24 protein-coding genes and 1 pseudogene are annotated in these 24,295 nt (G+C 72.6%); 10 read left to right on the top strand and 15 right to left on the bottom strand.

The window, feature by feature from the left end:
- Positions 1-35 precede the first annotated feature (35 nt).
- On the top strand, positions 36-842 hold the full coding sequence (locus tag J2X68_RS01525; RefSeq protein WP_310430555.1) for an EI24 domain-containing protein: 807 nt from the start codon (positions 36-38) through the stop codon (positions 840-842).
- Positions 839-1,453, top strand: coding sequence for a LysE family transporter (locus tag J2X68_RS01520; protein WP_310430554.1), 615 nt, complete (start codon positions 839-841; stop codon positions 1,451-1,453). Before J2X68_RS01525 ends, J2X68_RS01520 begins: the two co-directional genes overlap by 4 nt.
- Positions 1,454-1,478: 25 nt before the next feature.
- On the opposite strand, the gene J2X68_RS01515 is transcribed toward J2X68_RS01520, so the two are convergent.
- Both J2X68_RS01515 and J2X68_RS01510 read right to left on the bottom strand, forming a co-directional pair.
- Positions 1,479-2,741, bottom strand: coding sequence for a pyroglutamyl peptidase (locus J2X68_RS01515; protein ID WP_310430553.1), 1,263 nt, complete (start codon positions 2,739-2,741; stop codon positions 1,479-1,481).
- A 75-nt stretch (positions 2,742-2,816) separates the two neighbouring features.
- Positions 2,817-3,767: a LysR family transcriptional regulator gene (locus J2X68_RS01510; protein ID WP_399039200.1), complete on the bottom strand. Its 951-nt coding sequence runs from the start codon at positions 3,765-3,767 to the stop codon at positions 2,817-2,819.
- Positions 3,768-3,815: 48 nt separating this feature from the next.
- On the opposite strand from J2X68_RS01510, the gene J2X68_RS01505 reads away from it, so the two are divergent.
- Complete coding sequence (locus tag J2X68_RS01505) at positions 3,816-4,202, top strand: RidA family protein (protein WP_310430551.1); 387 nt, start codon at positions 3,816-3,818, stop codon at positions 4,200-4,202.
- A 111-nt stretch (positions 4,203-4,313) separates the two neighbouring features.
- Positions 4,314-6,734, top strand: a complete 2,421-nt coding sequence (locus tag J2X68_RS01500) for a glycoside hydrolase family 3 C-terminal domain-containing protein (RefSeq protein WP_310430550.1) — start codon at positions 4,314-4,316, stop codon at positions 6,732-6,734.
- A 101-nt stretch (positions 6,735-6,835) separates the two neighbouring features.
- On the opposite strand, the gene J2X68_RS01495 is transcribed toward J2X68_RS01500, so the two are convergent.
- The gene (locus J2X68_RS01495) at positions 6,836-7,813 is read right to left on the bottom strand and encodes an aldose epimerase family protein (RefSeq protein ID WP_310430549.1); all 978 of its coding nucleotides are present in this window, start codon (positions 7,811-7,813) and stop codon (positions 6,836-6,838) included.
- Positions 7,814-7,828: 15 nt separating this feature from the next.
- Positions 7,829-8,731: an SGNH/GDSL hydrolase family protein gene (locus J2X68_RS01490; protein WP_310430548.1), complete on the bottom strand. Its 903-nt coding sequence runs from the start codon at positions 8,729-8,731 to the stop codon at positions 7,829-7,831.
- Positions 8,732-8,992: 261 nt separating this feature from the next.
- Here J2X68_RS01490 and J2X68_RS01485 point away from each other — a divergent pair, with 261 nt between their 5' ends.
- Complete coding sequence (locus J2X68_RS01485) at positions 8,993-9,487, top strand: DUF3145 domain-containing protein (protein ID WP_310430547.1); 495 nt, start codon at positions 8,993-8,995, stop codon at positions 9,485-9,487.
- A gap of 93 nt (positions 9,488-9,580) precedes the next feature.
- Here J2X68_RS01485 and fabF read toward each other — a convergent pair whose 3' ends face one another.
- From fabF to J2X68_RS01460, 5 genes are all read right to left on the bottom strand, one after another.
- The gene (fabF, locus tag J2X68_RS01480; RefSeq protein WP_310430546.1) at positions 9,581-10,861 is read right to left on the bottom strand and encodes a beta-ketoacyl-ACP synthase II; all 1,281 of its coding nucleotides are present in this window, start codon (positions 10,859-10,861) and stop codon (positions 9,581-9,583) included.
- Between the two features lie 80 nt (positions 10,862-10,941).
- Positions 10,942-11,190 (bottom strand): acyl carrier protein, encoded by a 249-nt coding sequence (locus tag J2X68_RS01475; RefSeq protein ID WP_020126931.1) that lies wholly within the window; start codon positions 11,188-11,190, stop codon positions 10,942-10,944.
- Positions 11,191-11,271: 81 nt separating this feature from the next.
- On the bottom strand, positions 11,272-12,303 hold the full coding sequence (locus J2X68_RS01470) for a ketoacyl-ACP synthase III (protein WP_310430545.1): 1,032 nt from the start codon (positions 12,301-12,303) through the stop codon (positions 11,272-11,274).
- Positions 12,304-12,312: 9 nt separating this feature from the next.
- On the bottom strand, positions 12,313-13,230 hold the full coding sequence (locus tag J2X68_RS01465) for an ACP S-malonyltransferase (RefSeq protein ID WP_310430896.1): 918 nt from the start codon (positions 13,228-13,230) through the stop codon (positions 12,313-12,315).
- Between the two features lie 89 nt (positions 13,231-13,319).
- Entirely contained in the window at positions 13,320-14,525 is a 1,206-nt protein-coding gene (locus J2X68_RS01460; RefSeq protein WP_189917345.1) for a CdaR family transcriptional regulator, read from the bottom strand.
- 115 nt (positions 14,526-14,640) lie between these two features.
- Here J2X68_RS01460 and J2X68_RS01455 point away from each other — a divergent pair, with 115 nt between their 5' ends.
- On the top strand, positions 14,641-15,303 hold the full coding sequence (locus J2X68_RS01455; protein ID WP_310430895.1) for a pirin family protein: 663 nt from the start codon (positions 14,641-14,643) through the stop codon (positions 15,301-15,303).
- On the opposite strand, the gene J2X68_RS01450 is transcribed toward J2X68_RS01455, so the two are convergent.
- A complete protein-coding gene (locus J2X68_RS01450; RefSeq protein WP_310430544.1) occupies positions 15,284-16,126 on the bottom strand; it encodes a serine hydrolase domain-containing protein in 843 nt (280 codons plus the stop codon). The two genes, J2X68_RS01455 and J2X68_RS01450, sit on opposite strands and share 20 nt — an antisense overlap.
- Positions 16,127-16,136: 10 nt before the next feature.
- Positions 16,137-16,624: pseudogene (locus tag J2X68_RS01445) on the bottom strand (GNAT family N-acetyltransferase).
- A gap of 97 nt (positions 16,625-16,721) precedes the next feature.
- Here J2X68_RS01445 and J2X68_RS01440 point away from each other — a divergent pair.
- Both J2X68_RS01440 and J2X68_RS01435 read left to right on the top strand, forming a co-directional pair.
- Positions 16,722-17,216: a MerR family transcriptional regulator gene (locus J2X68_RS01440; RefSeq protein ID WP_310430543.1), complete on the top strand. Its 495-nt coding sequence runs from the start codon at positions 16,722-16,724 to the stop codon at positions 17,214-17,216.
- Positions 17,213-18,229 (top strand): aldo/keto reductase, encoded by a 1,017-nt coding sequence (locus tag J2X68_RS01435; RefSeq protein WP_310430542.1) that lies wholly within the window; start codon positions 17,213-17,215, stop codon positions 18,227-18,229. The genes J2X68_RS01440 and J2X68_RS01435 overlap by 4 nt, the downstream gene beginning before the upstream one ends.
- A 94-nt stretch (positions 18,230-18,323) precedes the next feature.
- Here the strand turns inward: J2X68_RS01435 and J2X68_RS01430 are convergent, their stop codons facing one another.
- The 3 genes from J2X68_RS01430 to J2X68_RS01420 all read right to left on the bottom strand — a co-directional run bounded on the left by J2X68_RS01430 (position 18,324) and on the right by J2X68_RS01420 (position 21,225).
- A complete protein-coding gene (locus tag J2X68_RS01430; RefSeq protein WP_310430894.1) occupies positions 18,324-19,193 on the bottom strand; it encodes a DUF4429 domain-containing protein in 870 nt (289 codons plus the stop codon).
- Between the two features lie 58 nt (positions 19,194-19,251).
- Positions 19,252-20,469 (bottom strand): alpha/beta hydrolase, encoded by a 1,218-nt coding sequence (locus J2X68_RS01425; RefSeq protein ID WP_310430541.1) that lies wholly within the window; start codon positions 20,467-20,469, stop codon positions 19,252-19,254.
- A 129-nt stretch (positions 20,470-20,598) separates the two neighbouring features.
- A complete protein-coding gene (locus tag J2X68_RS01420) occupies positions 20,599-21,225 on the bottom strand; it encodes a TetR family transcriptional regulator (protein ID WP_310430540.1) in 627 nt (208 codons plus the stop codon).
- A gap of 67 nt (positions 21,226-21,292) precedes the next feature.
- Between J2X68_RS01420 and J2X68_RS01415 the strand changes: the two genes are divergently transcribed.
- Complete coding sequence (locus J2X68_RS01415; protein ID WP_310430539.1) at positions 21,293-22,912, top strand: MFS transporter; 1,620 nt, start codon at positions 21,293-21,295, stop codon at positions 22,910-22,912.
- Positions 22,913-23,142: 230 nt separating this feature from the next.
- On the top strand, positions 23,143-23,448 hold the full coding sequence (locus J2X68_RS01410) for a small hydrophobic protein (protein WP_310430538.1): 306 nt from the start codon (positions 23,143-23,145) through the stop codon (positions 23,446-23,448).
- 17 nt (positions 23,449-23,465) lie between these two features.
- Here J2X68_RS01410 and J2X68_RS01405 read toward each other — a convergent pair whose 3' ends face one another.
- The gene (locus J2X68_RS01405; protein ID WP_310430537.1) at positions 23,466-24,248 is read right to left on the bottom strand and encodes a potassium channel family protein; all 783 of its coding nucleotides are present in this window, start codon (positions 24,246-24,248) and stop codon (positions 23,466-23,468) included.
- Positions 24,249-24,295 lie beyond the last annotated feature (47 nt).

Genomic DNA, 24,295 nt, shown 5'->3' with positions numbered 1-24,295 from the left:
AGCCGTGAAATGTGCACGACCGATAGAGTGCGGCCATGCGCGATCTTGGGGTGGGGTTCACGTACCTCCTGAAAGGCCAGCGGTGGGTGGCCCGGCACGGCAAGCAGTACGGGTTCGGGCTCGTTCCCGGACTGATCACCCTTGTCCTCTACGCGGCGGCCCTGGTGGCGCTCGCGGTGTGGGGCGAGGACTTCGTCGGATGGTCGACACCGTTCGCCGACGACTGGACGAGCCCCTGGCGCGGACTGTTCCGCGGCTTCCTCGTCGTCGTGCTGTTCGCCCTCGGCCTGCTGCTCGCCGTTCTCACCTTCACCGCGGTCACCCTGCTCATCGGGCAGCCGTTCTACGAGAGCCTCTCCGAGAGGGTCGACCGGGACGTCTCGCCCGACGGCACGGCCCCCGAGTCCGGCCTGCCGCTCTGGCGCGAACTGTGGATCTCCGCCCGCGACAGCCTCCGCATCCTGTGCCGCGCGCTGCTGTGGGCGGTGCTGCTGTTCGCCCTAGGGTTCATCCCGGTCGTGGGCCAGACGGTGGTCCCGGTGATCGGCTTCTTCGTCACCGGCTTCTTCCTCACCCAGGAACTGGTCTCCGTCGCCCTCCAGCGCCGGGGCGTCGACCTGCGGGCCCGGCTCGCCCTGCTCCGCTCCCGCAAGACCCTCGTCTGGGGCTTCGGCACCCCCCTGGGGCTGGCGTTCCTGGTGCCGGTCGTCGCGGTGTTCCTGATGCCCGGCGCGGTCGCGGGTGCCACCCTGCTGGCCCGTGAACTGCTCGGCGAGGAGATCTCCGAGGGTGACGGCGCCGACGGGGCCGGCGCCCCGAAGGAGGAGAACGCCGCCTCATGACCGAGCTGCTCGCCGTCGCCCTCATCACCGTGCTGGCCGTCGTCGCCCCCGGCGCCGACTTCGCGATGATCGTCCGCAACAGCTACCTCTACGGCCGCCGTACCGGGCTGCTCGCGGCGACCGGGGTCGCCGCGGGCGTCCTCGTCCACGTCACGTACACGATGCTGGGCGTGGGCCTGCTGATCGCGTCGTCCACGGTCCTCTTCACCCTCATCAAGCTGACCGGCGCGGCGTACCTGATCTACATCGGCGTCCGCACCTTCCGCACCCGGGGCGAGGTCGAGGTCGATCTCACCGGCAAGACGGAGCTGACCCCGCTCGCGGCCCTGCGCGCGGGGTTCCTGACCAACGTCCTCAACCCGAAGACGACCCTCTTCGTCGTCTCCACGTTCTCCCAGGTCGTCAGCCCCGGCACGGCGCTCCGGCAGCAGCTCGGCTACGGCCTGTTCATGTCCCTGGCGCATCTGCTGTGGTTCGGCGTGGTCGCCGTCTTCTTCTCCCACGACCGCATGCGCACGCTGATGCTGCGCGGCCAGAAGGTCCTCAACAAGGTCATCGGCTCGGCCCTGGCGGGCCTGGGCGTCAGCCTGGCGCTGGCGCCCTCGCACTGACCCGGGCGCCGACGGCCGCGCGCGCCTATCGCCCGGCCGCCACGGCCACGGCCACGGCCAGGATCGCCCGTACCTGGGCGACGATGTCCAGCCGGTTGCGCACGAACTCCGGGTCGGTCACGTCCCGTGTGTTGCCCGCCGCGAACTGCAGGACCGGCGTGTGCACGTGCCCGCCGGGCAGGCTGTCGTGCAGTCCCAGCCGGTCGCGCAGCAGGGTGGCCCGGTAGGCGATCTCGTTGGAGAGGTAGTTCCCGCCGCCCCCGGCACGGGCGGTCGAGCCCGCCGTCGGCCCGTCCGGGCGTACGACGGGCTCGGTGGCGCCCGCCGGTATCTCGGTGACGCTCGTGTTGTCGTACACCGGGAACCGGCCCGTGTCCGCCGCCGCGATCGCCGCGTACGGCAGGGTCGTGGTCGTCCACTGCGGCTGTGCGGCGGGGTCGGCGACCGGGACCGTCTCGGTCCGGCCGATGTTGTCGTTGTCGGGGAAGCCGCCGCGCCAGGCCCCGTTGGTGCGCTCCACGTCGAAGCGGCCGACGCGGCCCTGGCTCACGGTGGCGAACAGATCGACGTGCGGCAGACACGGCCGCAGGGCGCGTTCGACGGTCCGGTCCGCGAAGTCCTGCCAGCGCACCGGGAACACCGCGGCCTCCACCCGCGCCGGCCCGTCCGCGGTCCGGATCACCGTGCCGTCGAGGGCCAGCGCGGTCGCCCCCGAGGGATTGGAGATCCGGATGTCCCGGTCCAGGGTGAACGGGTCGAAGCCGGTGACCAGCACGCGCTTGAGCCCCTCGGCGGGCCGGGGGAGGCGCAGGTCGGTCTGTCCGCGCGAGGTGCGCTCCAGGACGTCCAGCAGGGCCTTGCGCCGGCTGTCGGTGAGCGTGAAGCCGGGCTGCCAGGTGCGCACTTCGCTCGTCATGGCGAGCCGCGCCCAGTACAGCGGCCGGTCGTCGTCCCGGCTGAGGTCCCCGCCGGCGGGCCCGCGCCCCTGGACCCGGTCCACCGCCCGCCGCCACAGGGCCGCGCCCTCGCGGCTGACGACCTGACGGGCCCGGGCGTAGGAGTGCGAGGCCTCCAGCAGCCGGGCGAGACGCGGGCCGGGCGTGTCGAACCCGGACCGGGCGAGGATCTCCTGGGGCACGGCCTGCGTCAGACGCTGTTCCTCGACCGTGAGGCCGGGCGCCGCCGCGGTGGCGGTGGCCGCGGTGGGCAGGGCGAGTCCGGCCGACAGGGCCAGCGCGAGAACGCCGGCGCGAACGCGCGGGGTGCGCGCGGAGTTTGCGGGATGCACGGGGTGGAGGTCCTTCCGTCGCCGTGGGGGAGAGCGTGGGGTGGGACGGCGGAAGTATCCCGTGACGGGAGTGGTCTACGCCATGGTGCCGGGGATCGCCGTCGCCGCCTCCCGCAGCGCGGTGACGAACGCAGCCGCCGCCGGGGTGAGCGAACGTCCTTGTCCGGTCGCCGCGTAGACCGCCCGCGCCGGGGCGTCCTCGTCGAGCACCGGCAGCAGCACGACGTCCGGCCGTACGGACGAGGCGGCGAGGGCCGGCACCAGGGCGACGCCGAGCCCCGCGGCGACATAGCCCTGCTTGGCGGTCCACTCGGCGACGACGTGCGCCACCCGCGGCCGGAAACCCTCCCGCAGCGCCGCGTCGAGGAGGGTGCCCTCGGGCCGGGCGGAGCCGGACACCCAGTCGGCGTCGGCGAGTTCGCCCAGCCGCACCGGACCACCGCGTCCCGCGAGGCGGTGCCCTGCCGGGACGGCGACGTACAGGGACTCGTCCAGGAGATGACGCAGCGCGTACGGCTCCAGCGGCGCGCGGCCCGTCGTGGACACCACCGCCAGATCCAGGTGTCCGGCCTCCAGCCGCTCCAGCAGCGCCGGGGTGAGCCCCTCCTCCCTCGTGACCCGCACCCCCGGGCAGCGTTCCCGGAACGCTGCCAGCGCGCGGGGCACCAGCGCCGCGTCCGCCGTCGCGAACGCCCCGAACCGCAGCCGTCCGGCCGTGCCCTCCCGCAGCGCGGCCAGCTCGCGCCGCGCACCCTGCAGCGCCTCGGCGACGGACTCCGCGTACGGCACCAGCACCCGCCCGGCCTCCGTCAACCGCACCCCCCGGGGCAGCCGGTCGAAGAGCGGGTCGCCGCCCAACGCCGCCTCCAGCGAGGAGATCTGCCGGGACACCGCGGACTGGGTCCACCCCAGGGTCCGCGCGGCAACGGTGAACGAGCCGTGCCGGACGACCTCCAGGAACGCCCGCAGCCAGACGGAGGAGAGCTCGGGCGGGGCCATGCGATGCGCATCGGGCATGGCAGCCATGCTGGACATTCGCTTGTCGCATCGCAAGTCCCCTTCTAGCGTCGGGACATGGAGATCACCCTGGACAACCCCGCGGACGCACCCCAGCCCCTGAGCCCCTACTACTCCCAGGTCGCCCGCCTCCGACAGGCCGACGGCAGCGCCCTGCTGTTCGTCTCGGGGCAGATCGCCGAGGGCGACACACTCGCCGAGCAGAGCCGGGGCGTCTTCGAGACGATCGACGCCCTGCTGAGGGCGCACGGGGCGGGTCTGGCGGACATCGTCAACATCCGGACCTACCTCACGGACATCGACGGCCTCGCCGAATACGGCGCCGTACGCCAGGAGTTCCTCACCGGCACCCCGCCGACCAGCATGACCTTCGAGGTGTCCCGGCTGTTCCGCCCCGAGGCGCGGATCGAGGTCGAGGTGGTGGCGGCGGTCCCGGCGCCCTAGCCCGGCCCGCCGGCCTCCTCGCCCCTCGGTCGCGGGCGCGTTTCCGATTGGCCCGCGGGTCGCCGCGGGCAGGATGGAAGGGTCCGCGAACTTCAACGAGGAGGCGCCGCGATGGCGGAAGCGGAGACGGCCGTCGAGGCGGCCCTCGGCAGACTCGACCTGGACGCCAAGGCCCGGCTGCTGGCGGGTCAGGACACCTGGTCGCTGCCCGGGCTGCCGGAGATCGGCCTGGAGTCCCTCGTCATGTCCGACGGCCCGGTAGGCGTCCGGGGGGTGCGCTGGAGCGCCGACGACCCGTCCGTCGCGCTGCCCTCACCGACCGCCCTCGCGGCCACCTGGGACCCGGAACTCGCCCACCGCGCCGGCGTCCTGCTGGCCCAGGAGGCCCGCCGCAAGGGCGTCCACGTCCTGCTCGCCCCCACGGTCAACCTGCACCGCTCCCCGCTCGGCGGCCGGCACTTCGAGGCCTACAGCGAGGACCCCTGGCTGACGGGAGTGATCGGCGCGGCTTACGTGAACGGCGTCCAGTCGGGCGGCGTCGGCACCACCGTCAAGCACTTCGTCGCCAACGACGCCGAGACCGACCGCTTCACCGTGGACAACCTGGTCGGCGAACGCGCCCTGCGCGAGCTGTACCTGGCCCCGTTCGAGGCCATCGTCGAGAAGGCCCGCCCGTGGGGCGTCATGACCGCCTACAACGCGGTCAACGGCACGACGATGACCGAGCACCACCACCTCGTGAACGAGGTCCTGCGCGGCGCCTGGGGCTTCGACGGCGTCAACGTCTCCGACTGGGCGGCGGCCCGCGACACCGTGGGCGCGCTGCGCGGCGGCCTCGACCTCGCCATGCCCGGGCCGCGGACCGTCTACGGCGAGGCCCTCGCGCAGGCGGTGCGCGACGGCCGGCTCGCCGAGCGGGAGGTCGACGAGGCCGTGCGCCGCGTCCTGCGGCTGGCCGCCCGCGTCGGCGCCCTCGCGGACGTCGAACCGGCGGTCGTCCGGCCGCCCGCGCCCGTCGACGGCGAGGCCCTGGCCCGGGAGCTGGCCCGCCGTTCCTTCGTCCTGGCCCGCAACGAGGACGGCGCGCTGCCGCTCGGGCCCGGCACCGTCGCCCTCAGCGGCGCGGCCGCCCGCGACGCCCGGGTCCTCGGCGGCGGCTCCGCCACCGTCTTCCCGGCCCGCACGGTCTCCCCGCTCGACGGCCTCACCGCCGCGCTCCCCGCCGGCGCCCTCGGCTACGCCGTCGGCGCCGACCCCGCCACCGAACTCGCCGTCGCCGACCAGGGCTTCGTGCTGCGGGCGGTCTGCCGCGACGCCGCCGGAACCGTCATCGGCACCCGGTCCGCCCCGGACGGCCGGATCCAGTGGATGGGCACGGACCTCCCCGAGGGCGTCACCCACGACCGCGTCCACACGGTCGAACTGACCGGCGCCTTCACCCCGCGCGAGAGCGGCCCGCACACCTTCGGCATCAAGGGCACGGGCCCCTTCACCCTCACCGTCGCCGGGACGACGTACTACGACGACGTCCAGCTGCCCGCCGACGACACCGACCCCTTCGAGGCGTTCTTCGGCGCCCCGGTGCCCCGCGCCGAGGTCCGGCTGACGGCCGGCGAACCGGTCGACGTCTCCCTCACCCATGTGTTCTCGCTGCCCGAGGGCGTCCCCTTCAAGGCCATCGCCTTCGCCCTGGCCCACCAGGAACCGCGGCGCGACCCCGACGAGCTGATCGCCGAGGCGGCCGAGGCCGCGCGGGCCGCCGACACGGCCGTCGTCGTGGTCGCCACCACCGAACGCGTCGAGTCCGAGGGGTTCGACCGCAAGGACCTCCGCCTCCCCGGCCGGCAGGACGACCTGGTGCGCGCCGTCGCCGCCGCCAACCCGAACACCGTCGTGGTCGTCAACGCGGGCTCCCCGGTGGAGCTGCCGTGGCTCGACGACGTCGCGGCCGTCCTGCTCACCTGGTTCCCCGGCCAGGAGGGCGGAGCGGCCCTGGCGGACGTCCTGACGGGGGCCCACGAACCCGGCGGACGGCTCCCCACCACCTGGGGCTCCCTCGACGACGCCCCCGTCACCGAGGTCACCCCCACCGACGGCACGCTCTCCTACGCCGAGGGCGTCTTCATCGGCTACCGCGCCTGGGAGAAGGCGCACCGCACCCCGGTCCTGCCCTTCGGCCACGGCCTCGGCTACACCGACTGGACCTACGAGTCGGTCGGCGTCACGGGCTCCACGGTCACCGTGCGGATCCGCAACAGCGGGACGCGGCCGGGCCGCGAGGTGGTGCAGGTCTACCTCGCCCCCGCCGGGACGGCCCCGGCCCCCGAACGTCCGGCCCGCTGGCTGGCCGGCTTCGCCGGCGTCGAGGCGGGCCCGGGGGAGAGCGCCGAGGTCGCCGTGGAGATCCCGGACCGGGCCTTCGAGGTGTGGGACGAGGCGGACCACCGGTGGTCCTTTGTGAAAGGTTCGTACGAAATCCAGGTGGGCCGCTCGATCGCCGACCGCAGGATCACGGCGACGATTAACGTGTGAACCGGCGCTCGTCGCCCCACCGGCAGCCCCGGTCCGGGACCTGACCCCTGGACCGGGGCAACATCCCTCTTCCGCGTCCGCCCCGCCGGCCGCCCACGGCCCTACCGGACCGAGAAGCCGTACACCGTCTCCGACCGGTAGACGTCCCCCGGCCGCAGCTCGGTGCTCGGGAACTCCGGCCGGTTCGGCGAGTCCGGGAAGTGCTGGGTCTCCAGCGCGACGCCCTCGCCGGGCTCGAAGGGCTCGCCCAGGTGGTCCGCGGTGTACAGCTGGAGCCCCGGCTCCGTGGTCGCCACCGTCAGCACCCGCCCGGACGCCGGATCGTGCAGCTCGGCCACCTCGACCGGAGCGTCCGTGACGCCCTTGTCGAGCACGAAGTTGTGGTCGTAGCCGGAGCCGACCTTGCGGGCCGAACGGAAGTCGAAGCGGCCGTCCGCCACCGGTGCGAGCTCGCCCGTCGGGATCAGGTCCGCGTCCACCGGCGTGTACCGCGAGGCGGCCAGCCGCAGTTCGTGGCCGCCCGCGCCGCCGCTGCCCGGACCGCCCAGGCTGAAGTAGCTGTGGTTGGTCAGGTTCACCACCGTCGGCGCGTCCGTGACCGCCTCGTACACGAACCGCAGCGCCCCCGACGCGTCCAGCGTGTACGTCGCCGTGACCTCGAGGCGGCCCGGGAAGCCCTCCTCGCCGTGCGGCGCGACCCTGCTGAGCCGCAGCCCGTGCTCGACCGGCCGGACGTCCCACACCCGCTTGTCGAAGCCGCGCGAGCCGCCGTGCAGGGAGTTCGGCGCGTTGTTCGGCTCCAGCGCGTACGTCACGTCGTCCAGCGGGAAGCGGGCGTGCGCGATGCGGTTGGCGTACCGCCCGATCAGCGCGCCGAGGAAGGGCTCCGGGTGCGCGAGATAGCCCTCCAGGTCCGCGAACCCCAGCACCACGTTCGCCGCGCGCCCGTCCCGGTCCGGGACCTCGACGGACTGCACGATCCCGCCGTACGAAAGGACCCGCACCCGGGTGCCCGCCCGCTCCAGGGTCCAGCGGTGCACCTCAGTGCCGTCGGAAAGTGTTCCGAAGTGTTCGCTCATGAGCGAAACCCTAAATCACGAGACCTTCGCGGTGACCCCCTGATAGGCCAGCTCAGCGAGCCGCGCCTGGCCGTCCTTGCTCGGGTGGAACCAGTCCCAGTGGCTCAACTGGTCCGTGCCGAACCTGAAGTCGTACACCGCCCCGCCGTCGAACCGGCACCGCAGGTCCTTCGCGCAGACCTCCGCCAGCACCGTGTTGTAGTCCTCCACCCGCTTCTGCACGGTCTCCCGCCGCGCGGTCGCCGCCGCGTCCAGCGCGTCCGCGTCGCCCAGCATCGACGGGCACAGCCCCAGCTTCCACACCTGCTTGCCCAGCACGTTCGTCCGCCCCTGCGACCACAGCCGCTTCAGGTTCGGCACGCTCGTCACGTACACCTGCGTCTTCGGCAGCGCCCGGCGCAGCGTGCTCAGCGCGTCCTGGAACTCCGCGCGGAAGTCGGCCACCGACGTCATCGCCGCCGTCGACTCCCGGCACGCGTCGTTCGCCCCCGCCATCACCGTCACCAACTGCGGTTTCTCGGCCGCCGCCTGCGCCATCTGGGCCGGCACGTCCGCCATCCGCGCCCCGGTCGCCGCGTAGTTCCAGCTGTGCGTGGCCGCCTTCGCCGCGCCCAGCAGCCGGACGGCGAGGCTGTTCACCTCGGTGCTGCGGCCGGTCGCCCAGGACACCTCGGGGCAGTCCGCGAGCACCGTACACGCGTCGAAGCCGCGCGTGATGGAGTCGCCCACCGCCGCCACCGACGACGGACTGGAGTCCCACAACGGGGTCGGCGACGGCGAGGGCCGCGCCTCCCGGGACCGGGCGCCCGAGGACCCCTCGCCGTCGCCGCCCCCCAGCGCGTCACAGCCGGCCAGGCCCAGGACGGCCGCCGTCGTGCACGCGAGCACGGCGCGCGCGTGCCGGTTCCGTTTCCGCATCCGCTGGTGTTCCCCTCGCTCCTCGAACAACGCCCCCCTAGGACAACGCACGGGAGTTCCCGGCGAATCACACCCACAAGATGGAACGCCGCACGCCCGTACAGGCGTCCTGCCGAGTGAATGGAGGTGTTTCACGGCACTGGGACCGACGGTACGTCACACTCCTTGCGCCGCCGCACGGTAGCCTCGCCATCAACGCGGCTGCCTGCCACCGCAGCCATGCCGGCCTGCAAGACTGTCCCGCTCTGCCCGGAGGTCCCGGTGACGACACGTGGAGTTCTGTACGTGCACTCCGCGCCGCGCGCGCTGTGCCCGCACGTCGAGTGGGCCGTCGCCGGGGTGCTCGGCACGCGCGTCAACCTCGACTGGATCCGGCAGCCCGCCGCGCCCGGCACCTGGCGCTCGGAGTTCTCCTGGAAGGGCGAGGCCGGCACTGCCTCCAAGCTGGCCTCCGCGCTGCGCGGCTGGCACCTGCTGCGCTTCGAGGTCACCGCGGAGCCCTGCGCCACCGCCGAGGGCGAGCGCTACAGCTGCACGCCCGACCTGGGCATCTTCCACGCCGTCACCGGCATCCACGGCGACATCCTCATCCCCGAGGACCGGCTGCGGGCCGCCCTGCTGCGCAGCCGGCGCGGGGAGACGGACCTGGAGGCCGAACTCTCGAAGCTCCTCGGCAAGCCGTGGGACGACGAACTGGAACCGTTCAGATACGCGGGCGAGGGAGCCCCGGTGCGCTGGCTGCACCAGGTGGTCTGAGACCGCCGCGCGCGACCCGGACGACGTGAAGGGCCCCACCTCTCCAGGTGGGGCCCTTCACGTCGTTCACGGGCGGCTGCCCAGGGGCGCTTCTCAGACCGTGCGGAAGGCCAGCACCACGTTGTGCCCGCCGAACCCGAACGAGTCGTTCAGGGCGGCGATACGGCCCTCGACGGGCAGCTTGCGCGCCTCGCCCCGCACGATGTCCGCGTTGGCCTCGGCCTCGGGGTCGAGGTTCTCCACGTTGATGGTCGGCGGCGCGACCCGGTTGTACAGCGCGAGGACCGTGGCGACGGACTCCACGCCGCCCGCGCCGCCCAGCAGGTGGCCGGTCATCGACTTGGTCGCGGAGATCGCCATGTGGTCGGTGTCGTCACCGAACACCTTGCGCAGGGCCTTCAGTTCGGCCACGTCACCGGCCGGCGTCGAGGTGGCGTGCGCGTTGACGTGCACGATCTCCGCCGGGTCGAGGTCGGTGCTGTCCAGCAGGTTCTGCAGGGCGTGCGCGATGCCGCGGCCCTCGGGCTCCGGCTGCACGATGTCGTGGGCGTCGGAGGAGATGCCCTGGCCGACCGCCTCGGCGTACACCCGGGCGCCGCGCTGCGCGGCGTGCTCGGCGGACTCCAGGACGATCACGCCGGCGCCCTCGCCCATGACGAAACCGTCGCGGGCGACGTCGTAGGGACGCGAGGCGCCCTGCGGGTCGTCGTTGTTCTTGGACATCGCCATCATGTTGCCGAACGCGGCGATGGGCAGCGGGTGGATCGCCGCCTCCGTGCCGCCGGCGACCACGACGTCGGCGCGGCCCGTACGGATCATCTCGATGGCGTAGCCGATGGCCTCCGCGCCCGACGCGCACGCCGAGACCGGCGTGTGCACGCCCGCGCGGGCGCCCACGAGCAGACCCACGTTGGCGGACGGGCTGTTCGGCATCAGCATGGGCACGGTGTGCGGGGAGACGCGGCGGACGCCCTTCTCCTTGAGCACGTCGTACTGGTCGAGCAGGGTGGTGACGCCGCCGATGCCGGAGGCGATGACCGCGCCGAGCCGGTCGGGATCGACGTCGCCCTCGCTGCCGTCCTCACCGGCCTTGCCGGCGAAACCGGCGTCCTTCCAGGCTTCCTGGGCCGCGATCAGCGCGAACTGCGCCGAGCGGTCCAGCTTGCGGGCCTGCGGCCGCGGCAGGACCTCGAGAGGCTCCACCGCGACGCGGGCCGCGATACGGACGGCCTGCTCGGCCGCCCACTCATGCTCCAGGACCTTGACACCGGACTTGCCGGCGACCAGACCCTCCCAGGTAGAGGCTGCGTCGCCACCCAGCGGTGTGGTTGCGCCGATACCGGTGACGACCACGGTGCGATTGGTCGGGCTCACGGATTCTTTCTCCAACGTTGCGAGGATTCAGCGGCGCCACCGCCGGGTGGCGGGGCAGTTCAGCCCAGGGGGCCGATGGATCAGGCCTGGTTCTTGAGGATGTAGTTCGTCGCGTCGCCGACGGTCTTGAGGTTCTTGACGTCCTCGTCCGGGATCTTGACCTCGAAGCGCTCCTCGGCGGCGACGACGACCTCGACCATGGACAGCGAGTCGACGTCCAGGTCGTCGGTGAAGGACTTGTCCAGCTGGACGTCCTCAACCGGGATGCCGGCGATCTCGTTCACGATGTCGGCGAGACCGGCGACGATCTCTTCCTGAGTGGCGGCCATGTGGCGCTCCTTCTTTGATATTCCACAGGGTGTGGCATGGGGTGTGTCCCGCGCCGGAACGGATGATCCGGCACGGAGTGCCTAGGGGAGGGTAACGACAGTGGCGGCGTAGACGAGACCCGCCCCGAATCCGATGACGAGCGCGGTGTCGCCGCTCTTCGCCTCGCCGGTCGCCAGGAGCCGCTCCATGGCGAGCGGGATCGAGGCGGCCGAGGTGTTGCCGGTGGTGCGCACGTCACGGGCGACCATGACGGACTCCGGCAGCTTGAGAGTCTTCACCATCGAGTCGATGATCCGCTCGTTGGCCTGGTGCGGGATGAAGACGTCGAGTTCCTCGGCGGTGATGCCGGCGGCGTCCAGCGCCTCCTTGGCGACCTTCGCCATCTCGAAGACGGCCCAGCGGAAGACCGCCTGGCCCTCCTGCGTGATCGCCGGGAACTTGACGTTGCCCTTGCTGTCGAGCGGGAGCCTGGAGACGTCGCCGACCTGGAACTCGTTCCACGGCACCGTCTGTTTGATCGTCTCCGACTTGTCGCCCTCGGATCCCCACACGGTGGGGCCGATGTGCGGCTCGTCGGACGGGCCGACCACGACCGCGCCCGCGCCGTCGCCGAACAGGAAGGCCGTCGCGCGGTCCTCCAGGTCGGTCAGGTCGGACAGCCGCTCGACGCCGATCACGAGGACGTACTGCGCGGAGCCCTCGACGATCATGCCCTTGGCGAGCGTGAGGCCGTAGCCGAAGCCCGCGCAGCCGGCCGAGATGTCGAAGGCCGCGGCCTTGTCCGTGCCGAGCTTGTCGGCGATCTCGGTGGCGATGGCCGGCGTCTGCTTGAAGTGCGAGACGGTCGACACGACCACCGCGCCGATCTGCTGGGCGGTGATCCCGGCGTCGGCGATGGCCTTGCCCGACGCCTCCACCGACATGGCGGCGACGGTCTCCTCGTCGTTCGCCCAGTGCCGGGTCTCGATGCCGGAGCGGGAGCGGATCCACTCGTCGGACGAGTCGATCGTCTCGAGGATCACCTCGTTCGGCACGACACGGACGGGCCGGTAGCCGCCGACCCCGAGGATCCGCGCGTACGGGGAGCCCTTGCTGGGCTTGATCTTCGCCATCAGGGCTCCTCAGGCGACGCCGTGCTCGGCGATGAGCTCGCGAGCGGCGTCGAGGTCGTCGGGGGTCTTCAGCGCCAGCGTCTTCACACCGGGCAGGGCGCGCTTCGCGAGGCCGACCAGGGTGCCGCCGGGGGAGACCTCGATCAGCGCGGTCGCGCCGAGCTCCTTGAAGGTCTCCATGCACAGGTCCCAGCGGACCGGGTTGGCGACCTGGCCGACCAGCCGCTCCAGGATCTCGGCGCCGGTGGCGACGGACTGCCCGTCGCGGTTGGAGACGTAACGGACCTTGGGGTCGGCCGGGGTGAGCTCCACGGCGGCCTTGGCGAGGGTCTCGACGGCCGGGGCCATGTGGCGCGTGTGGAAGGCGCCGGCGACCTTCAGCGGGACGACCTTGCGGACGCCCTCGGGCTTGTCCTCGTTCAGCGCGGCGAGCTGCTCCAGCGTGCCCGCGGCGACGATCTGGCCCGCGCCGTTGATGTTGGCCGGGGTCAGCCCCAGCTTCTCCAGGTGCGCTACGGAGACCTCGGGGTCGCCGCCGAGCAGCGCGGACATGCCGGTCTCGGTGATCGCGGCGGCCGCGGCCATGGCCAGGCCGCGCTTGCGGACGAGGGTCAGCGCGGCGGTGTCGTCGAGGACACCGGCGAAGGTGGCCGCGGTGATCTCGCCGACGCTGTGGCCGGCGACGGCGCCGGGCGCGAGGTCGCCGAGTGCCGCGGCGGACAGGATTCCGGCGGCCACCAGCAGCGGCTGGGCCACCGAGGTGTCACGGATCTCGTCCGCGTCGGCCTGGGTGCCGTAGTGGGCGAGGTCCAGGCCGATGACGTCCGACCACGCGGCGACGCGGGCGGCGGCACCGGGGAGTTCGAGCCAGGGGGTCAGGAAGCCGGGCGTCTGGGCGCCCTGGCCGGGAGCGACGAGTACGAGCACTCTCACACTCTCTCTTGTGGACGGCCGAAGCCGCCCGTGGGGACTGGGACGAAGAACGGCAGGGGGTTTTGTGGAGCCCCGACAAAAGCCTAGGTCTGGGGATCGCCGTCGACCAGGCGCCCCAGGATCAGCGCGATCCGGAGCGTGAACGCGGAGCGTACATCGGAGGGTGACCAGCCGGTGACGTCAGTCACACGTCGAAGCCGGTAGCGCACGGTGTTCGGATGAACGAAGAGCATCCGCGCGGCCCCTTCGAGGCTGGACGCCTGTTCGAGATAGACGGCGAGCGTCTCCAGGAGCGCGGAGCCGGCCTCCTCGAGCGGTCTGTAGATCTCCTCCACCAACTGCTCGCGCGCGCCGGGATCACCGGCGATCGCGCGTTCCGGCAGCAGATCGTCCGCCAGGACCGGACGGGGTGCGTCCTGCCAGGCGGAACCGGCCTTGAGCCCGGCCGCGGCGGCCTGTGCGGACCGGGTCGCGGCGAGCAGATCGGGAACGACGGGTCCGGCCACCACGGGTCCCGCGGCGAACGGCCCGATCAGGGACCTGGCGACGGCGAGCGGGTTGTCGCTGCCACCGGCGATCACTACCAGCCGGGAGCCGAGCACCCCGGTGAGGACCTGGAGCTTGGCGTGTCGCGCGGCCCGCCGGATCGCCTCGACGGTCAGCTCGGAGTCCCCGTCGGGCGCGGTCCCGAGGACCACGCACACATGCTCGGGCGCGTTCCACCCGAGGGCCGCGGCCCTGCTCACCGCGCCCTCGTCGGCCTCACCGCTGAGCACGGCGTTCACGACGAGCGACTCCAGCCGGGCGTCCCAGGCGCCGCGTGCCTCGGCGGCCTGGGCGTAGACCTGGGCGGTGGCGAAGGCGATCTCCCGGGCGTACACGAGGAGCGCCTCACGCAGCACGTTCTCGTCGCCGGGCGCCGCGACCTCGTCGATCGCGGACTCCATGACCTCGATGGTGGTGCGCACCATCTCGACGGTCTGGCGCAGGGTGATGGCCCGGGTCAGCTCACGCGGCGCGGTCCCGAACACATCCGTGGAGATGGCCTGCGGGGCGTCGGGACGCCGGAACCACTCGGTGAAGGCGGCGATGCCCGCCTGGGCGACCAACCCGATCCAGGAACGGTTCTCCGGGGGCATCGCCCGGTACCACGACAGTGTCTCGTCCATCCGCGCGATGGCCTGGGCGGCGAGACTTCCGGAGGACTTCTCCAGCCGCTTCAGCGTCGCGGGGTGGGGGTGGACGGCGTGCGCCGCGGGATCGGGGTGACTGGTTTCGGGTTCGGGCACGGGACAAGACTGCCTTATCGGGACGGGGGAGTGCGCCGCCGGGTCGCGGGAGGGCCGGCCATGCGCCCGCCGCACGGTCCCGCACGGACGGCGGCGGGTCTACCGTGGACGGGTGATGGACGTACGGCGCGCCGACGCGCGCTACCGAGGCGGGGACCCGGCCGCCGGGATCGACACCCGGCACGCTTTCTCCTTCGGCCCCCACTACGACCCCGGCAACCTCCGCTTCGGTCCGCTGATCGCCTGCAACGAGGAGCGCCTCGCGCCCGGCGCCGGCTTCGACGAGCATCCCCACAGCCACACCGAGATCGTGACCTGGGTGGTCGAGGGCGAGCTCACGCACCGCGACTCCACCGGTCACGAGAGCGTGGTCCGCCCCGGGGACGTGCAGCGGCTCAGCTCCGCGGGCGGCGTGCGGCACGTGGAGCGCAACGACGCCGACGTGCCGCTGGCCTTCGTCCAGATGTGGCTGGCCCCCTTCGACCCCGGCGGCGAGCCGTCCTACGAGACGGTGCGCGGCATCGCCGACTCCACCCCGTACGCCGTGCCGGAGGCGGGCGCGATGCTGCACGTGCGGCGGCTGGGCGCGGGGGAGCGCACGGCGGTGCCGGACGGGCCGCAGGTCTACGTCCACGTCGTCCGCGGCGCGGCCCGCCTGGACGGCGAGGAGCTGGCGCCGGGGGACGCGGCACGCATCACGGACGCGAAGGACGCGGAGGCGGTCGGCGTGACCGACGCGGAGCTGCTGATCTGGGTGTTCAGCCCGGCAGGCCCGTAGCCCCGGCCCGCACCTCGGCCAGCACCGCGTCGGTGAACACGGGCCACGCCTCGACCGCCCACGGCCCGAACGCCCGGTCCGTCAGGGCGACCCCGGCGACGCCCGCCCCGGGGTCCACCCACAGGAACGTCCCGGACTGCCCGAAGTGCCCGAAGGTGCGCGGCGAGGACGAACTCCCCGTCCAGTGCGGCGACTTGGAGTCGCGGATCTCGAAGCCGAGCCCCCAGTCGTTGGGGTTCTGGTGCCCGTAGCCCGGCAGCACGCCCTTCGTCCCCGGGTACTGCACGGTCATCGCCGCCGCCACCGTCCGCGGGTCCAGCAGCCGGGGCGCCTGCACCTCCGCCGCGAACCGCAGCAGGTCCTCGACCGTGGAGACGCCGTCCTTCGCCGGGGAGCCCTCCAGGGAGGTGCCGGTCATCCCCAGCGGCTCCAGCACCGCCTGCCGCAGATACTCCGCGAACGGGATCTCCGTCGCCTTCGCCAGGTGGTCGCCGAGCTGCTCGAACCCGGCGTTGGAGTACAGCCGCCGCTCCCCGGGAGGCGCCGTCACCCGGTGCTCGTCGAAGGCCAGTCCGGAGGTGTGCGCGAGGAGATGGCGGACCGTGGCGCCGGGCGGGCCGGCCGGTTCGTCCAGCTCGATCGCGCCCTCCTCGTACGCGACGAGGGCGGCGTACGCGGCGAGCGGCTTGGTGACCGAGGCGAGCGGGAAGCGCCGACCGACCGGGCCGTGGGTCCCCAGGACCGTGCCGTCGGCCCGCACGACACCCGCCGAGGCGGAGGGAACCGGCCAGTTCTCGATCGATTCGAGGCTCTTGAGCGACATGCCGTCGAGCCTATGCGGCTCGGAGCAGCAGCTCCATCAAGGGGTCCGGCTTCGGCTCGAAGCCCAGCGAGGCGCAGAGCGGAGCCGCGTCGGCGGACGCGGTGAGGTGGACCTGCACGACGCCCCGCGACCGGAACCACTCCGGCAGCGCGTCCCTGCCCGCGCGCGCCTACCCGCGGCGGCGCGCGTCCGGGTCGGTGGCGACGCTGAAGACGAAGCCGATGACACCCCGCGGGTTGCCGGCCCGGCCGATCCGGTGCTCGATCGTCCCGACGACCGGCGCCCCCGGCGCCCCCGGCGCCCCCGGCCGTTCCGGGTGATCCACGACGAAGGCCCGGAGGTCCCGTCGGGTTCGGCGAGCCGCTCCCGCAGGGCGGGCAGGGACTCGGCGTGCCGGCCGGTGGAGGCGCCCACCGGAGGAATCGAGTCGATCATCACTTGGCGCAGCCGCAGCCCTTCGGCGGCGTCCTCGGGCAGGGCACGGCGCACAAGGCTCATGCCTCGCACGCCAGTCAGCGTGATCCGGCCGCTTCCCCCCGTCTTCTTACCGATTCCGCTTGCTTGGAGCGCACTCCAAGGCCATAGCGTGGAGGACATGACGGTGTTGCAGACCACGCCCGTGACCATCGAGCAAACCCCGAACCCCCCGGACGTCTGCTCCGCGCCACCCCCGCGGCACCCCCGTCCGGACGGGCAGGACAGCTACACGATCAGCGAGGTCGTCGCCTTCACCGGCCTCACCGCCCACACCCTGCGCTGGTACGAGCGGATCGGGCTGATGTCCCACATCGACCGCTCGCACACCGGCCAGCGTCGCTACAGCAACCGTGACCTGGACTGGCTCGACCTCGTCGGGAAGCTGCGGCTGACCGGCATGCCGGTCGCCGACATGGTGCGGTACGCCGAGCTGGTGCGGGCGGGCGAGGACACGTTCCGTGAGCGGTACGAGCTGCTGGAGGCGACGCGGCGGGACGTCCGGGCCCGGATCGCCGAACTCCAGGACACCCTCGCCGTGCTCGACCGCAAGATCGATTTCTATGCGGACGCCACCGGCGTCCAGTACGACGAAGCGGAAAGGACCGCCCGATGACCGACCCCAGGATCCCGACGGCACGACTCGGCGGGCGAGGCCCCGAGATCGGCGTCCAGGGCCTCGGCTGCATGGGCATGAGCTTCGCCTACGGTCCCACGGACGCGAGGGAGTCCCGGGCCACGCTGGAGCGCGCCCTGGAGCTCGGCGTCACGATGTACGACACGGCGGACGCGTACGGCGCGGGTGAGAACGAGAGGTTCCTCTCCCCGTTCTTCAAGGCCCACCGCGACGAGGTCGTGATCGCGACCAAGTTCGCCCTGGCGGTTCCGCCGGACGACCCGACCCGGCGGATCATCCGCAACGACGCGCCGTACATCCGCCGGTCCGTCGAGGCGAGCCTGGCGCGGCTGGACGTCGACGTCATCGACCTCTACTACATGCACCGCCGCGATGTGAACGTGCCGATCGAGGACACCGTCGGCGTCATGGCCGAACTGGTGCGCGAGGGCAAGGTCAAGCAGCTGGGCCTGAGCGAGGTGACGGCCGCCGAACTGCGCGCGGCCCAGGAGGTGCACCCCATCGCCGCGGTGCAGTCGGAGTGGTCGCTGTTCAGCCGCGACATCGAGGCCCAGGTGGTCCCGGCCGCCCGTGAGCTGGGCGTGACCCTGGTCGCGTACTCCCCGCTCGGCCGGGGCTTCCTCACCGGCTCCTTCGCCGACGCCGAACAGGACCTCACCGCCGACGACTTCCGCCGTCAGCAGCCCCGCTTCACCGGCGACAACGCCGCCGCCAACGGGGCCCTCCTGGACCCGGTCCGCGCGGTCGCGCGGGCCCACGGGGCGACGCCCGGTCAGATCGCCCTGGCCTGGGTCCAGCAGCAGTCCCGGGTCCACGGCCTGTCCGTGGTCCCGATCCCGGGCACCCGCAAGCCCAGCCGGGTGGAGGAGAACACGGCGGCGACGGCCGTCGAACTGTCGCCGCAGGAGCTGGCGTTGCTGGAGCCCATCGCGGACAAGGTGGCGGGCGACCGCTACACGGACATGACGTTCACCTCCGCCGGACGCGAGTGAGGGCCGGGGCCTCGCCCCTTCCCGCCCGGGCCGCCCGGGGTCGCGGTGCGTGACCTCGGCGGGTCCGAAGGACCGGCGGGGCGCGGGAGAGGCCCTACAGCTCGGCCAGCAACTCGGCCTTCTTGGCGGAGAACTCCTCGTCGGTGACCAGCCCGGCCAGGTGCAGCTCCCCGAGGTGCCGGATCCGCTCGGCGATGTCGGCGGGGTCCCGGCGCGGCGCGACCGCGGCCGGGACGGCCGCCGCCTGGACCGCGGACGCGCCTCCGCGTCCGCGGACCGCCGCGAGGACCGCCGCCGCGAACGGCAGGGACTCGTGCACCGGCCCGTACCCCAGCCCGAAGACCACGGTCGCCGGATCCTGGTCGGCCGGCACCGCGGCGGCCTCGCCGCGCAGCAGCCGCAGATGCCCCTCGAACACCTCGGGCGAGCGCCACTCGACGCCGCTCAGCGCGGACACGGCGAAACTCTGGTCGCCGGCCTTCCACTTCGCCGACGAGGCGCCCGTCCAGAACCACCGGAACCGCACGGTGCGGCCGTCGAACGAGGCCTTCCCGTCGTACGCCTTGAACGACAGCGGGGCCTCGGGCGCGTCCACGAGGAACCGTTCCGCCGGCCCCGAGTCGGTCAACCGCGCCCGCAGTTCGTCGGCGTAGTACTCGGCCAGCGTCTCCCGTTGGGCGGGCAGCACCAGCCGGTACGGGTCGCACCCTTCCTTGAGCTGTCCCGCGGCCGCCTCCATCAGCGGATCGGCCCCGGGCCTCGGCTCCGCCCGGAGCACGACGGTCCCGCGCTTGCCGGCGGTCAGGGTCACCCGACCGATGGCCGCCAGCGGAATCCGGCGCTCGCCCAGTGCCGACAGCAGCTTGGGCGTGCGCAGCCCCCGTTCGTAGCGGATGAGGACGGAGTCGGAATCGAACTCCCAGGCGGCATGAAATCCGGCCAGTACGTCACCCATGCGGCTCATCGTATGCGGGACACCCATTCTTCGTCCCCTCCCCGCGCGCGCCGCAATTCCTGCGTCTCTACGCGCGTCCGGCCTCTGTCGTATCGGACAAACCCGCCGTGCAGGCGGCATCATCGTGGGCGCACTCCACCGAGCGGTACGCGCCGGTGCCGATCTCGGCGAAGTTGCGCAGGCTGTCCGTACCCGGTTCGAAGTAGCCGCCGTGGCCCTCGGCCTCCCGCGCCGACAGCACCCGCGCGCCGAACCCCCGCGCCATCGGGTCCTCGCCGTGCCCGAGGCCGCCGACCTCCAGGTGCGGCACGTCCTGCACCCAGTCGTCGGCGTCCCGCATCGCCCACACCCGGGCGTCGGTGTCCAGCTGGGACGCGTTCTCCACCCGCATCCCGGGGCTGCCGGCCACCGCGATGTCGGCCACCCGGTCCGGCATGTCGTGCGCGGCCACCCCGCACACCACCGATCCGTAGCTGTGGCAGAACATCGAGACGGGCGCGCTGCCCGGCAGGGCGGTCAGCAGGGCGTTCAGCCGGACGGCGCCGCTCTCGGCGCGCATCGCGGTGGCCGAGTCGATGCCGAGCCCGTCGGGGGAGGTGTAGTCCGCCCAGGCGATCACGGCCGTGCGCGTCGACGGGCTCGCCTCGCGCTCGGCCGCGTAGAGGGCCTGGGCCATGCCGACCGGCGCCGAGTACTTGCGGTTCGTGCGCTGGAAGGTGAGCAGGTCGGTGTCGACGCCGGGGACGACGACGGAGATCCGCTCGGCCCGGTCCAGGCTGCCGAACACCTCGGCGACCCGGCCGGAGCCCTCCGGATCGAAGGCGAGGATCTGCCGGCCGGCGGTGCTCATCGACTCGTAGCGGTGCATGCGCCGGCCGGCCAGCTGCTGCCCCGAGGGCGTGAGCCGGTTGTCGTGCATGCGGGTGCGCTCGAGCCGCGCCTGCTGGAGCAGCGCCACCCGGTTGGCGCGATAGCGCAGCTCGGCGGGGGCGCCGTTCATGTTGCCCACCGCGAGCGGGTAGTCGCGCACGAGCGCGGTGCGCTGCGCGGCGGTCAGCGAGGCGAAGAAGCGGGCGAGCCGGGCGGGCGCGGAGCCGGGGTCCGGCAGCTCGTGCCCGGCCAGCCGGCCGTGCTCCCACTCCGAGCGCGAGGTCTGGAGGGCGGTGGTCTCCCGCTGGTGGCGCAGGGCCGTCCAGCCGGTGGTCGCCAGCATCACGAACACGACGGCCAGCGCGGCCAGGGCGCGCCAGACGTTGAGTTGCGGGGAGGTGTCGAAGGAAGTCACTGAAAGGACACACTAGGAGAACGGGAGGGTCTCGGGTGACCCAAGTGACGGGGATCACGTTTCAGCGGGCATGGCAAGGGTCATAAAGGCTTTTACGCCTCTATGTCCGCCAGGCCCAGGGTATGTCCGTCAGGTCGCGCGCCAGTCCCCCAGCAGCGCCGGACCCACCTCGTCGAGATACTGGGACGTGAGCGCGCGGATCCGGTCCAGGCTGAAGTCGGCGCCCGTGGACCACTGCCGTTCCGTCACCCGCATCACCCCGCTGAACACCGCCACCGCGAGCCGCGGCCGCGGATCGGCGTCCGGGTCGAGCCCCTCGCGGGCGGCGATCACCCGCGCCAGGTCCTCCTCCACCTCCGCCGAGCGCCGCAGATGCGCGGCGAGCAGCACCGGCGTCGACTCGATCACCCGGTACATGCGCAGATACAGCTCCACGGGTACGACGGACTCGACGACCTCGTTGATCGAGTACCAGCCGGCCAGCACCGCCTGGCGCAGCGCCTCCAGCGGCGGCTCGTGCGGCGGACGCGCGCGCACCGCCTCGACGAACCGCTCCACCGTCATCTCCACCAGGGCCAGCGCGGCCTCGTCCTTGCCGGCGAAGTAGCGGAAGAAGGTGCGCTGGGAGACGTCGACGGCGGCGGCGATCTCGTCGACGGTGGTCCGCTCGTACCCCTGCGAGGTGAACAGCTCCACCGCGGCGCGCAGCAACGCGTCCCGGGTGCGCTGCTTCTTGCGCTCACGCAGAGTTTCCATGATGTGTCAGTTACCGACTTATGAACTCGTTTGTCAATTGTCAGCGGCTGTCACTAACCTCGAACGCATGACCAGTCAGACCACCATCGACGCGACGGGACCGGGCGGCAAAGCGCCGGCGGACCCGTCGGACGGGCAGCCCGCCAAGGGGCTGCGCGGCCACCCGTGGTTCACCCTCATCACCGTCGCCGTCGGCGTCATGATGGTGGCCCTCGACGGCACCATCGTGGCCATCGCCAACCCGGCCATCGCCAGCGACCTGGGCGCCACCTTCGCCGAGGTCCAGTGGATCACCAACGCCTACTTCCTCGCCCTCGCGGTCTCCCTGATCACCGCGGGCAAGCTCGGTGACCGCTTCGGCCACCGGCAGACGTTCCTGATAGGCGTCGTCGGCTTCGCGGCCGCCTCCGGCGCGATCGGCCTGTCCGACAGCATCGGCCTGGTCGTCACCTTCCGCGTCTTCCAGGGTCTGTTCGGCGCCCTGCTGATGCCGGCCGCGCTGGGCCTGCTGCGCGCGACCTTCCCGGCCGAGAAGCTCAACATGGCCATCGGCCTGTGGGGCATGGTCATCGGCGCGTCCACGGCCGGCGGCCCGATCCTCGGCGGCGTCCTCGTCGAGCACGTCAACTGGCAGTCGGTGTTCTTCATCAACGTGCCGGTCGGCGCCCTCGCCCTGGTCCTGGGCGTGCTGATCCTGCGCGACCACCGCGCCGAGAACGCCCCGCGCTCCTTCGACCTCCTCGGCATCGCCCTCCTCTCGGGCGCGATGTTCTGCCTGGTCTGGGCCCTGATCAAGGCGCCGACCTGGGGCTGGGCCGACGGCATGACCTGGGCCTTCCTCGTCGGCTCCGCGGTGCTCTTCGCGGCCTTCGCCTACTGGGAGACGAAGGTCGCGGAGCCGCTCGTCCCGCTGGCGCTGTTCCGCTCGGTCCCGCTGTCGGCGGGTGTGGTCCTGATGGTCCTGATGGCGATCGCCTTCATGGGCGGCCTGTTCTTCGTGACGTTCTACCTCCAGAACGTGCACGGCATGAGCCCGATCGACGCGGGTCTGCACCTGCTCCCGCTGACCGGCATGATGATCGTCGGCTCCCCGCTCGCGGGCGCGGCGATCACCAAGCTGGGCCCGCGCATCCCGCTGGCGGGCGGCATGGCCGCCACCGCGATCGCCATGTACGGCATGTCCACGCTGGAGACGGACACCGGCAGCGGTCTCATGTCGATCTGGTTCGCCCTGCTGGGCTTCGGTCTCGCCCCGGTCATGGTCGGCGCGACGGAGGTCATCGTGGGCAACGCCCCCATGGAGCTGTCCGGCGTCGCGGGCGGACTCCAGCAGGCGGCCATGCAGATCGGCGGCAGCCTCGGCACGGCCGTGCTGGGCGCCGTGATGGCCTCCAAGGTGGACGGCGACCTGCCCGGCAACTGGAAGGGCGCCGGCCTGCCCGAGCTCACCCCGGCCCAGCTGGACCAGGCCTCCGAGGCGGTCCAGGTCGGTGTGGCGCCGGTGGCCGAGGGTACCCCCGGAGCGATCGCCGCGAAGATCACGGACGTCGCGCACGACACGTTCATCTCCGGGATGAGCCTCGCCTCCCTGGTGGCCGCCGGGGTCGCGGTCGTCGCCGTGTTCGTCGCGCTGCTCACCAAGCGGGGCGAGAACGCGGAGGCGGGCGCGGGCGTGGGTCACATCTGACGGAACTTCAACAAGTTTCCCCTATCAGGGTGACAACGCTAAAGGTTCCTCGCCTCCGGGGCGCGCCACAGGTCACAGTGGGTCAAGCCCTCCGGATGGGAGGGCGGCCAGGGCCGCGGCGCGCTGCCGGAGGGGGACAGCGCGCCGACTGCCCGGCAACTGCGGGGAATGTTCCGCGTGTCAGGGGTACCCGAAGAACAACACATCCCCGGAAATCAGGGAGTTGTTCGATGGCCGGCTTCGGAAACGGCACGCGCAGGTACCCCCGCTCACGTGGCCGCATGGGGTCACGGACCGGGCCGGATCGCGCGACGCTCGGCATCGTCGGCCTCGTCTGCGCGGTCGCCGGATTCTTCGCGCTGGGGATCGTCCTCGGCCCGGCGGCGATCGTCTGCGGCTGGTTGGCCATGGGCCGCAGCTGGGCGGGTTCCCGTCCGGTACCGGCCCTGGTCGCCGTCGTCCTCGGCGCGATCGACACCCTGCTCGCGATCGTCTGGCTGGCGGGAGCCACCGGTCCCGGCAGCGGCCTGCTGTAGAGCCGGCCGGCCCCGGCCTACCGGGACGGGTGGTGGGTCGGCACGGGCGTGGAAGCCGGGGGCAGCGCCCCGGCGGGCCCGTCCCGCAGCGCCGCCACCTCCGCCCGCAGCGCCCGCACCTCCTGCGTCAGGGCCAGGATCGCCTCCGTCTGGGCGCGTTCCTCGACGTCGTCCTTGTCGAACCGGGCGATGAACCACGCGGCGATGTTCGCGGTCACGACACCGAGGAGCGCGATCCCGGAGAGCATCAGCCCGACGGCGATGATCCGCCCCAGCCCGGTGGTCGGCGCGTGGTCCCCGTACCCCACGGTCGTCATGGTCGTGAACGACCACCACAACGCGTCACCCAGCGTGCGGATGTTCCCGTCCGGCGACTCCCGCTCCACCGAGAGCACGGCGAGCGAACCGAACATCAGCAGCCCGACGACCGCCCCCACCACATACGTCGTCATCCGGATCTGCGAGGCCATCCGCGCCCGCCGCCCCACCAGCAGCAGCGTCGAGACCAGCCGCAGCAGCTTGAGCTGCTGCGCCAGCGGCAGCACCACCGCGCACAGGTCCAGCCAGTGCGTGCGCACGAACCGCCACCGGTCGGACGCCAGCGCCAGGCGGACCACGTAGTCCGCGGCGAACGCCCCCCACACCACCCACTCGACCGCGGTGCAGACGGCGGTCAGCGTGCGGTCGGCCGAGGTGTCCACGATCGGCACGGCGTAGGCGACGGCGAACACCACCGCGAGGGCCAGCAACGGCCGCTGGGTCCAGAGCTCCCAACGGCTCTGCGCCGATTGTTCTTGCATGCCCGCATCGTAAAGAACGAGTAAGGGGTGGTGGAGCCCTCTGCTGC

The organism is Streptomyces sp. 3330 (assembly GCF_031456635.1).
Classification (GTDB): Bacteria; Actinomycetota; Actinomycetes; order Streptomycetales; family Streptomycetaceae; genus Streptomyces.
This window is presented reverse-complemented; position numbering and strand designations above follow the sequence as displayed.

Bases quoted from the DNA above. Each gene is read 5' to 3' on its own strand.
- J2X68_RS01525 (WP_310430555.1), top strand. From the start codon at position 36: ATGCGCGATCTTGGGGTGGGGTTCACGTACCTCCTGAAAGGCCAGCGG.
- J2X68_RS01520 (WP_310430554.1), top strand. From the start codon at position 839: ATGACCGAGCTGCTCGCCGTCGCCCTCATCACCGTGCTGGCCGTCGTC.
- J2X68_RS01510 (WP_399039200.1), bottom strand. From the start codon at position 3,767: ATGGCTGCCATGCCCGATGCGCATCGCATGGCCCCGCCCGAGCTCTCC.
- J2X68_RS01505 (WP_310430551.1), top strand. From the start codon at position 3,816: ATGGAGATCACCCTGGACAACCCCGCGGACGCACCCCAGCCCCTGAGC.
- J2X68_RS01500 (WP_310430550.1), top strand. From the start codon at position 4,314: ATGGCGGAAGCGGAGACGGCCGTCGAGGCGGCCCTCGGCAGACTCGAC.
- J2X68_RS01495 (WP_310430549.1), bottom strand. From the start codon at position 7,813: ATGAGCGAACACTTCGGAACACTTTCCGACGGCACTGAGGTGCACCGC.
- J2X68_RS01490 (WP_310430548.1), bottom strand. From the start codon at position 8,731: ATGCGGAAACGGAACCGGCACGCGCGCGCCGTGCTCGCGTGCACGACG.
- J2X68_RS01475 (WP_020126931.1), bottom strand. From the start codon at position 11,190: ATGGCCGCCACTCAGGAAGAGATCGTCGCCGGTCTCGCCGACATCGTG.
- J2X68_RS01470 (WP_310430545.1), bottom strand. From the start codon at position 12,303: ATGGCGAAGATCAAGCCCAGCAAGGGCTCCCCGTACGCGCGGATCCTC.
- J2X68_RS01455 (WP_310430895.1), top strand. From the start codon at position 14,641: ATGGACGTACGGCGCGCCGACGCGCGCTACCGAGGCGGGGACCCGGCC.
- J2X68_RS01450 (WP_310430544.1), bottom strand. From the start codon at position 16,126: ATGTCGCTCAAGAGCCTCGAATCGATCGAGAACTGGCCGGTTCCCTCC.
- J2X68_RS01440 (WP_310430543.1), top strand. From the start codon at position 16,722: ATGACGGTGTTGCAGACCACGCCCGTGACCATCGAGCAAACCCCGAAC.
- J2X68_RS01435 (WP_310430542.1), top strand. From the start codon at position 17,213: ATGACCGACCCCAGGATCCCGACGGCACGACTCGGCGGGCGAGGCCCC.
- J2X68_RS01430 (WP_310430894.1), bottom strand. From the start codon at position 19,193: ATGAGCCGCATGGGTGACGTACTGGCCGGATTTCATGCCGCCTGGGAG.
- J2X68_RS01420 (WP_310430540.1), bottom strand. From the start codon at position 21,225: ATGGAAACTCTGCGTGAGCGCAAGAAGCAGCGCACCCGGGACGCGTTG.
- J2X68_RS01415 (WP_310430539.1), top strand. From the start codon at position 21,293: ATGACCAGTCAGACCACCATCGACGCGACGGGACCGGGCGGCAAAGCG.
- J2X68_RS01410 (WP_310430538.1), top strand. From the start codon at position 23,143: ATGGCCGGCTTCGGAAACGGCACGCGCAGGTACCCCCGCTCACGTGGC.
- J2X68_RS01405 (WP_310430537.1), bottom strand. From the start codon at position 24,248: ATGCAAGAACAATCGGCGCAGAGCCGTTGGGAGCTCTGGACCCAGCGG.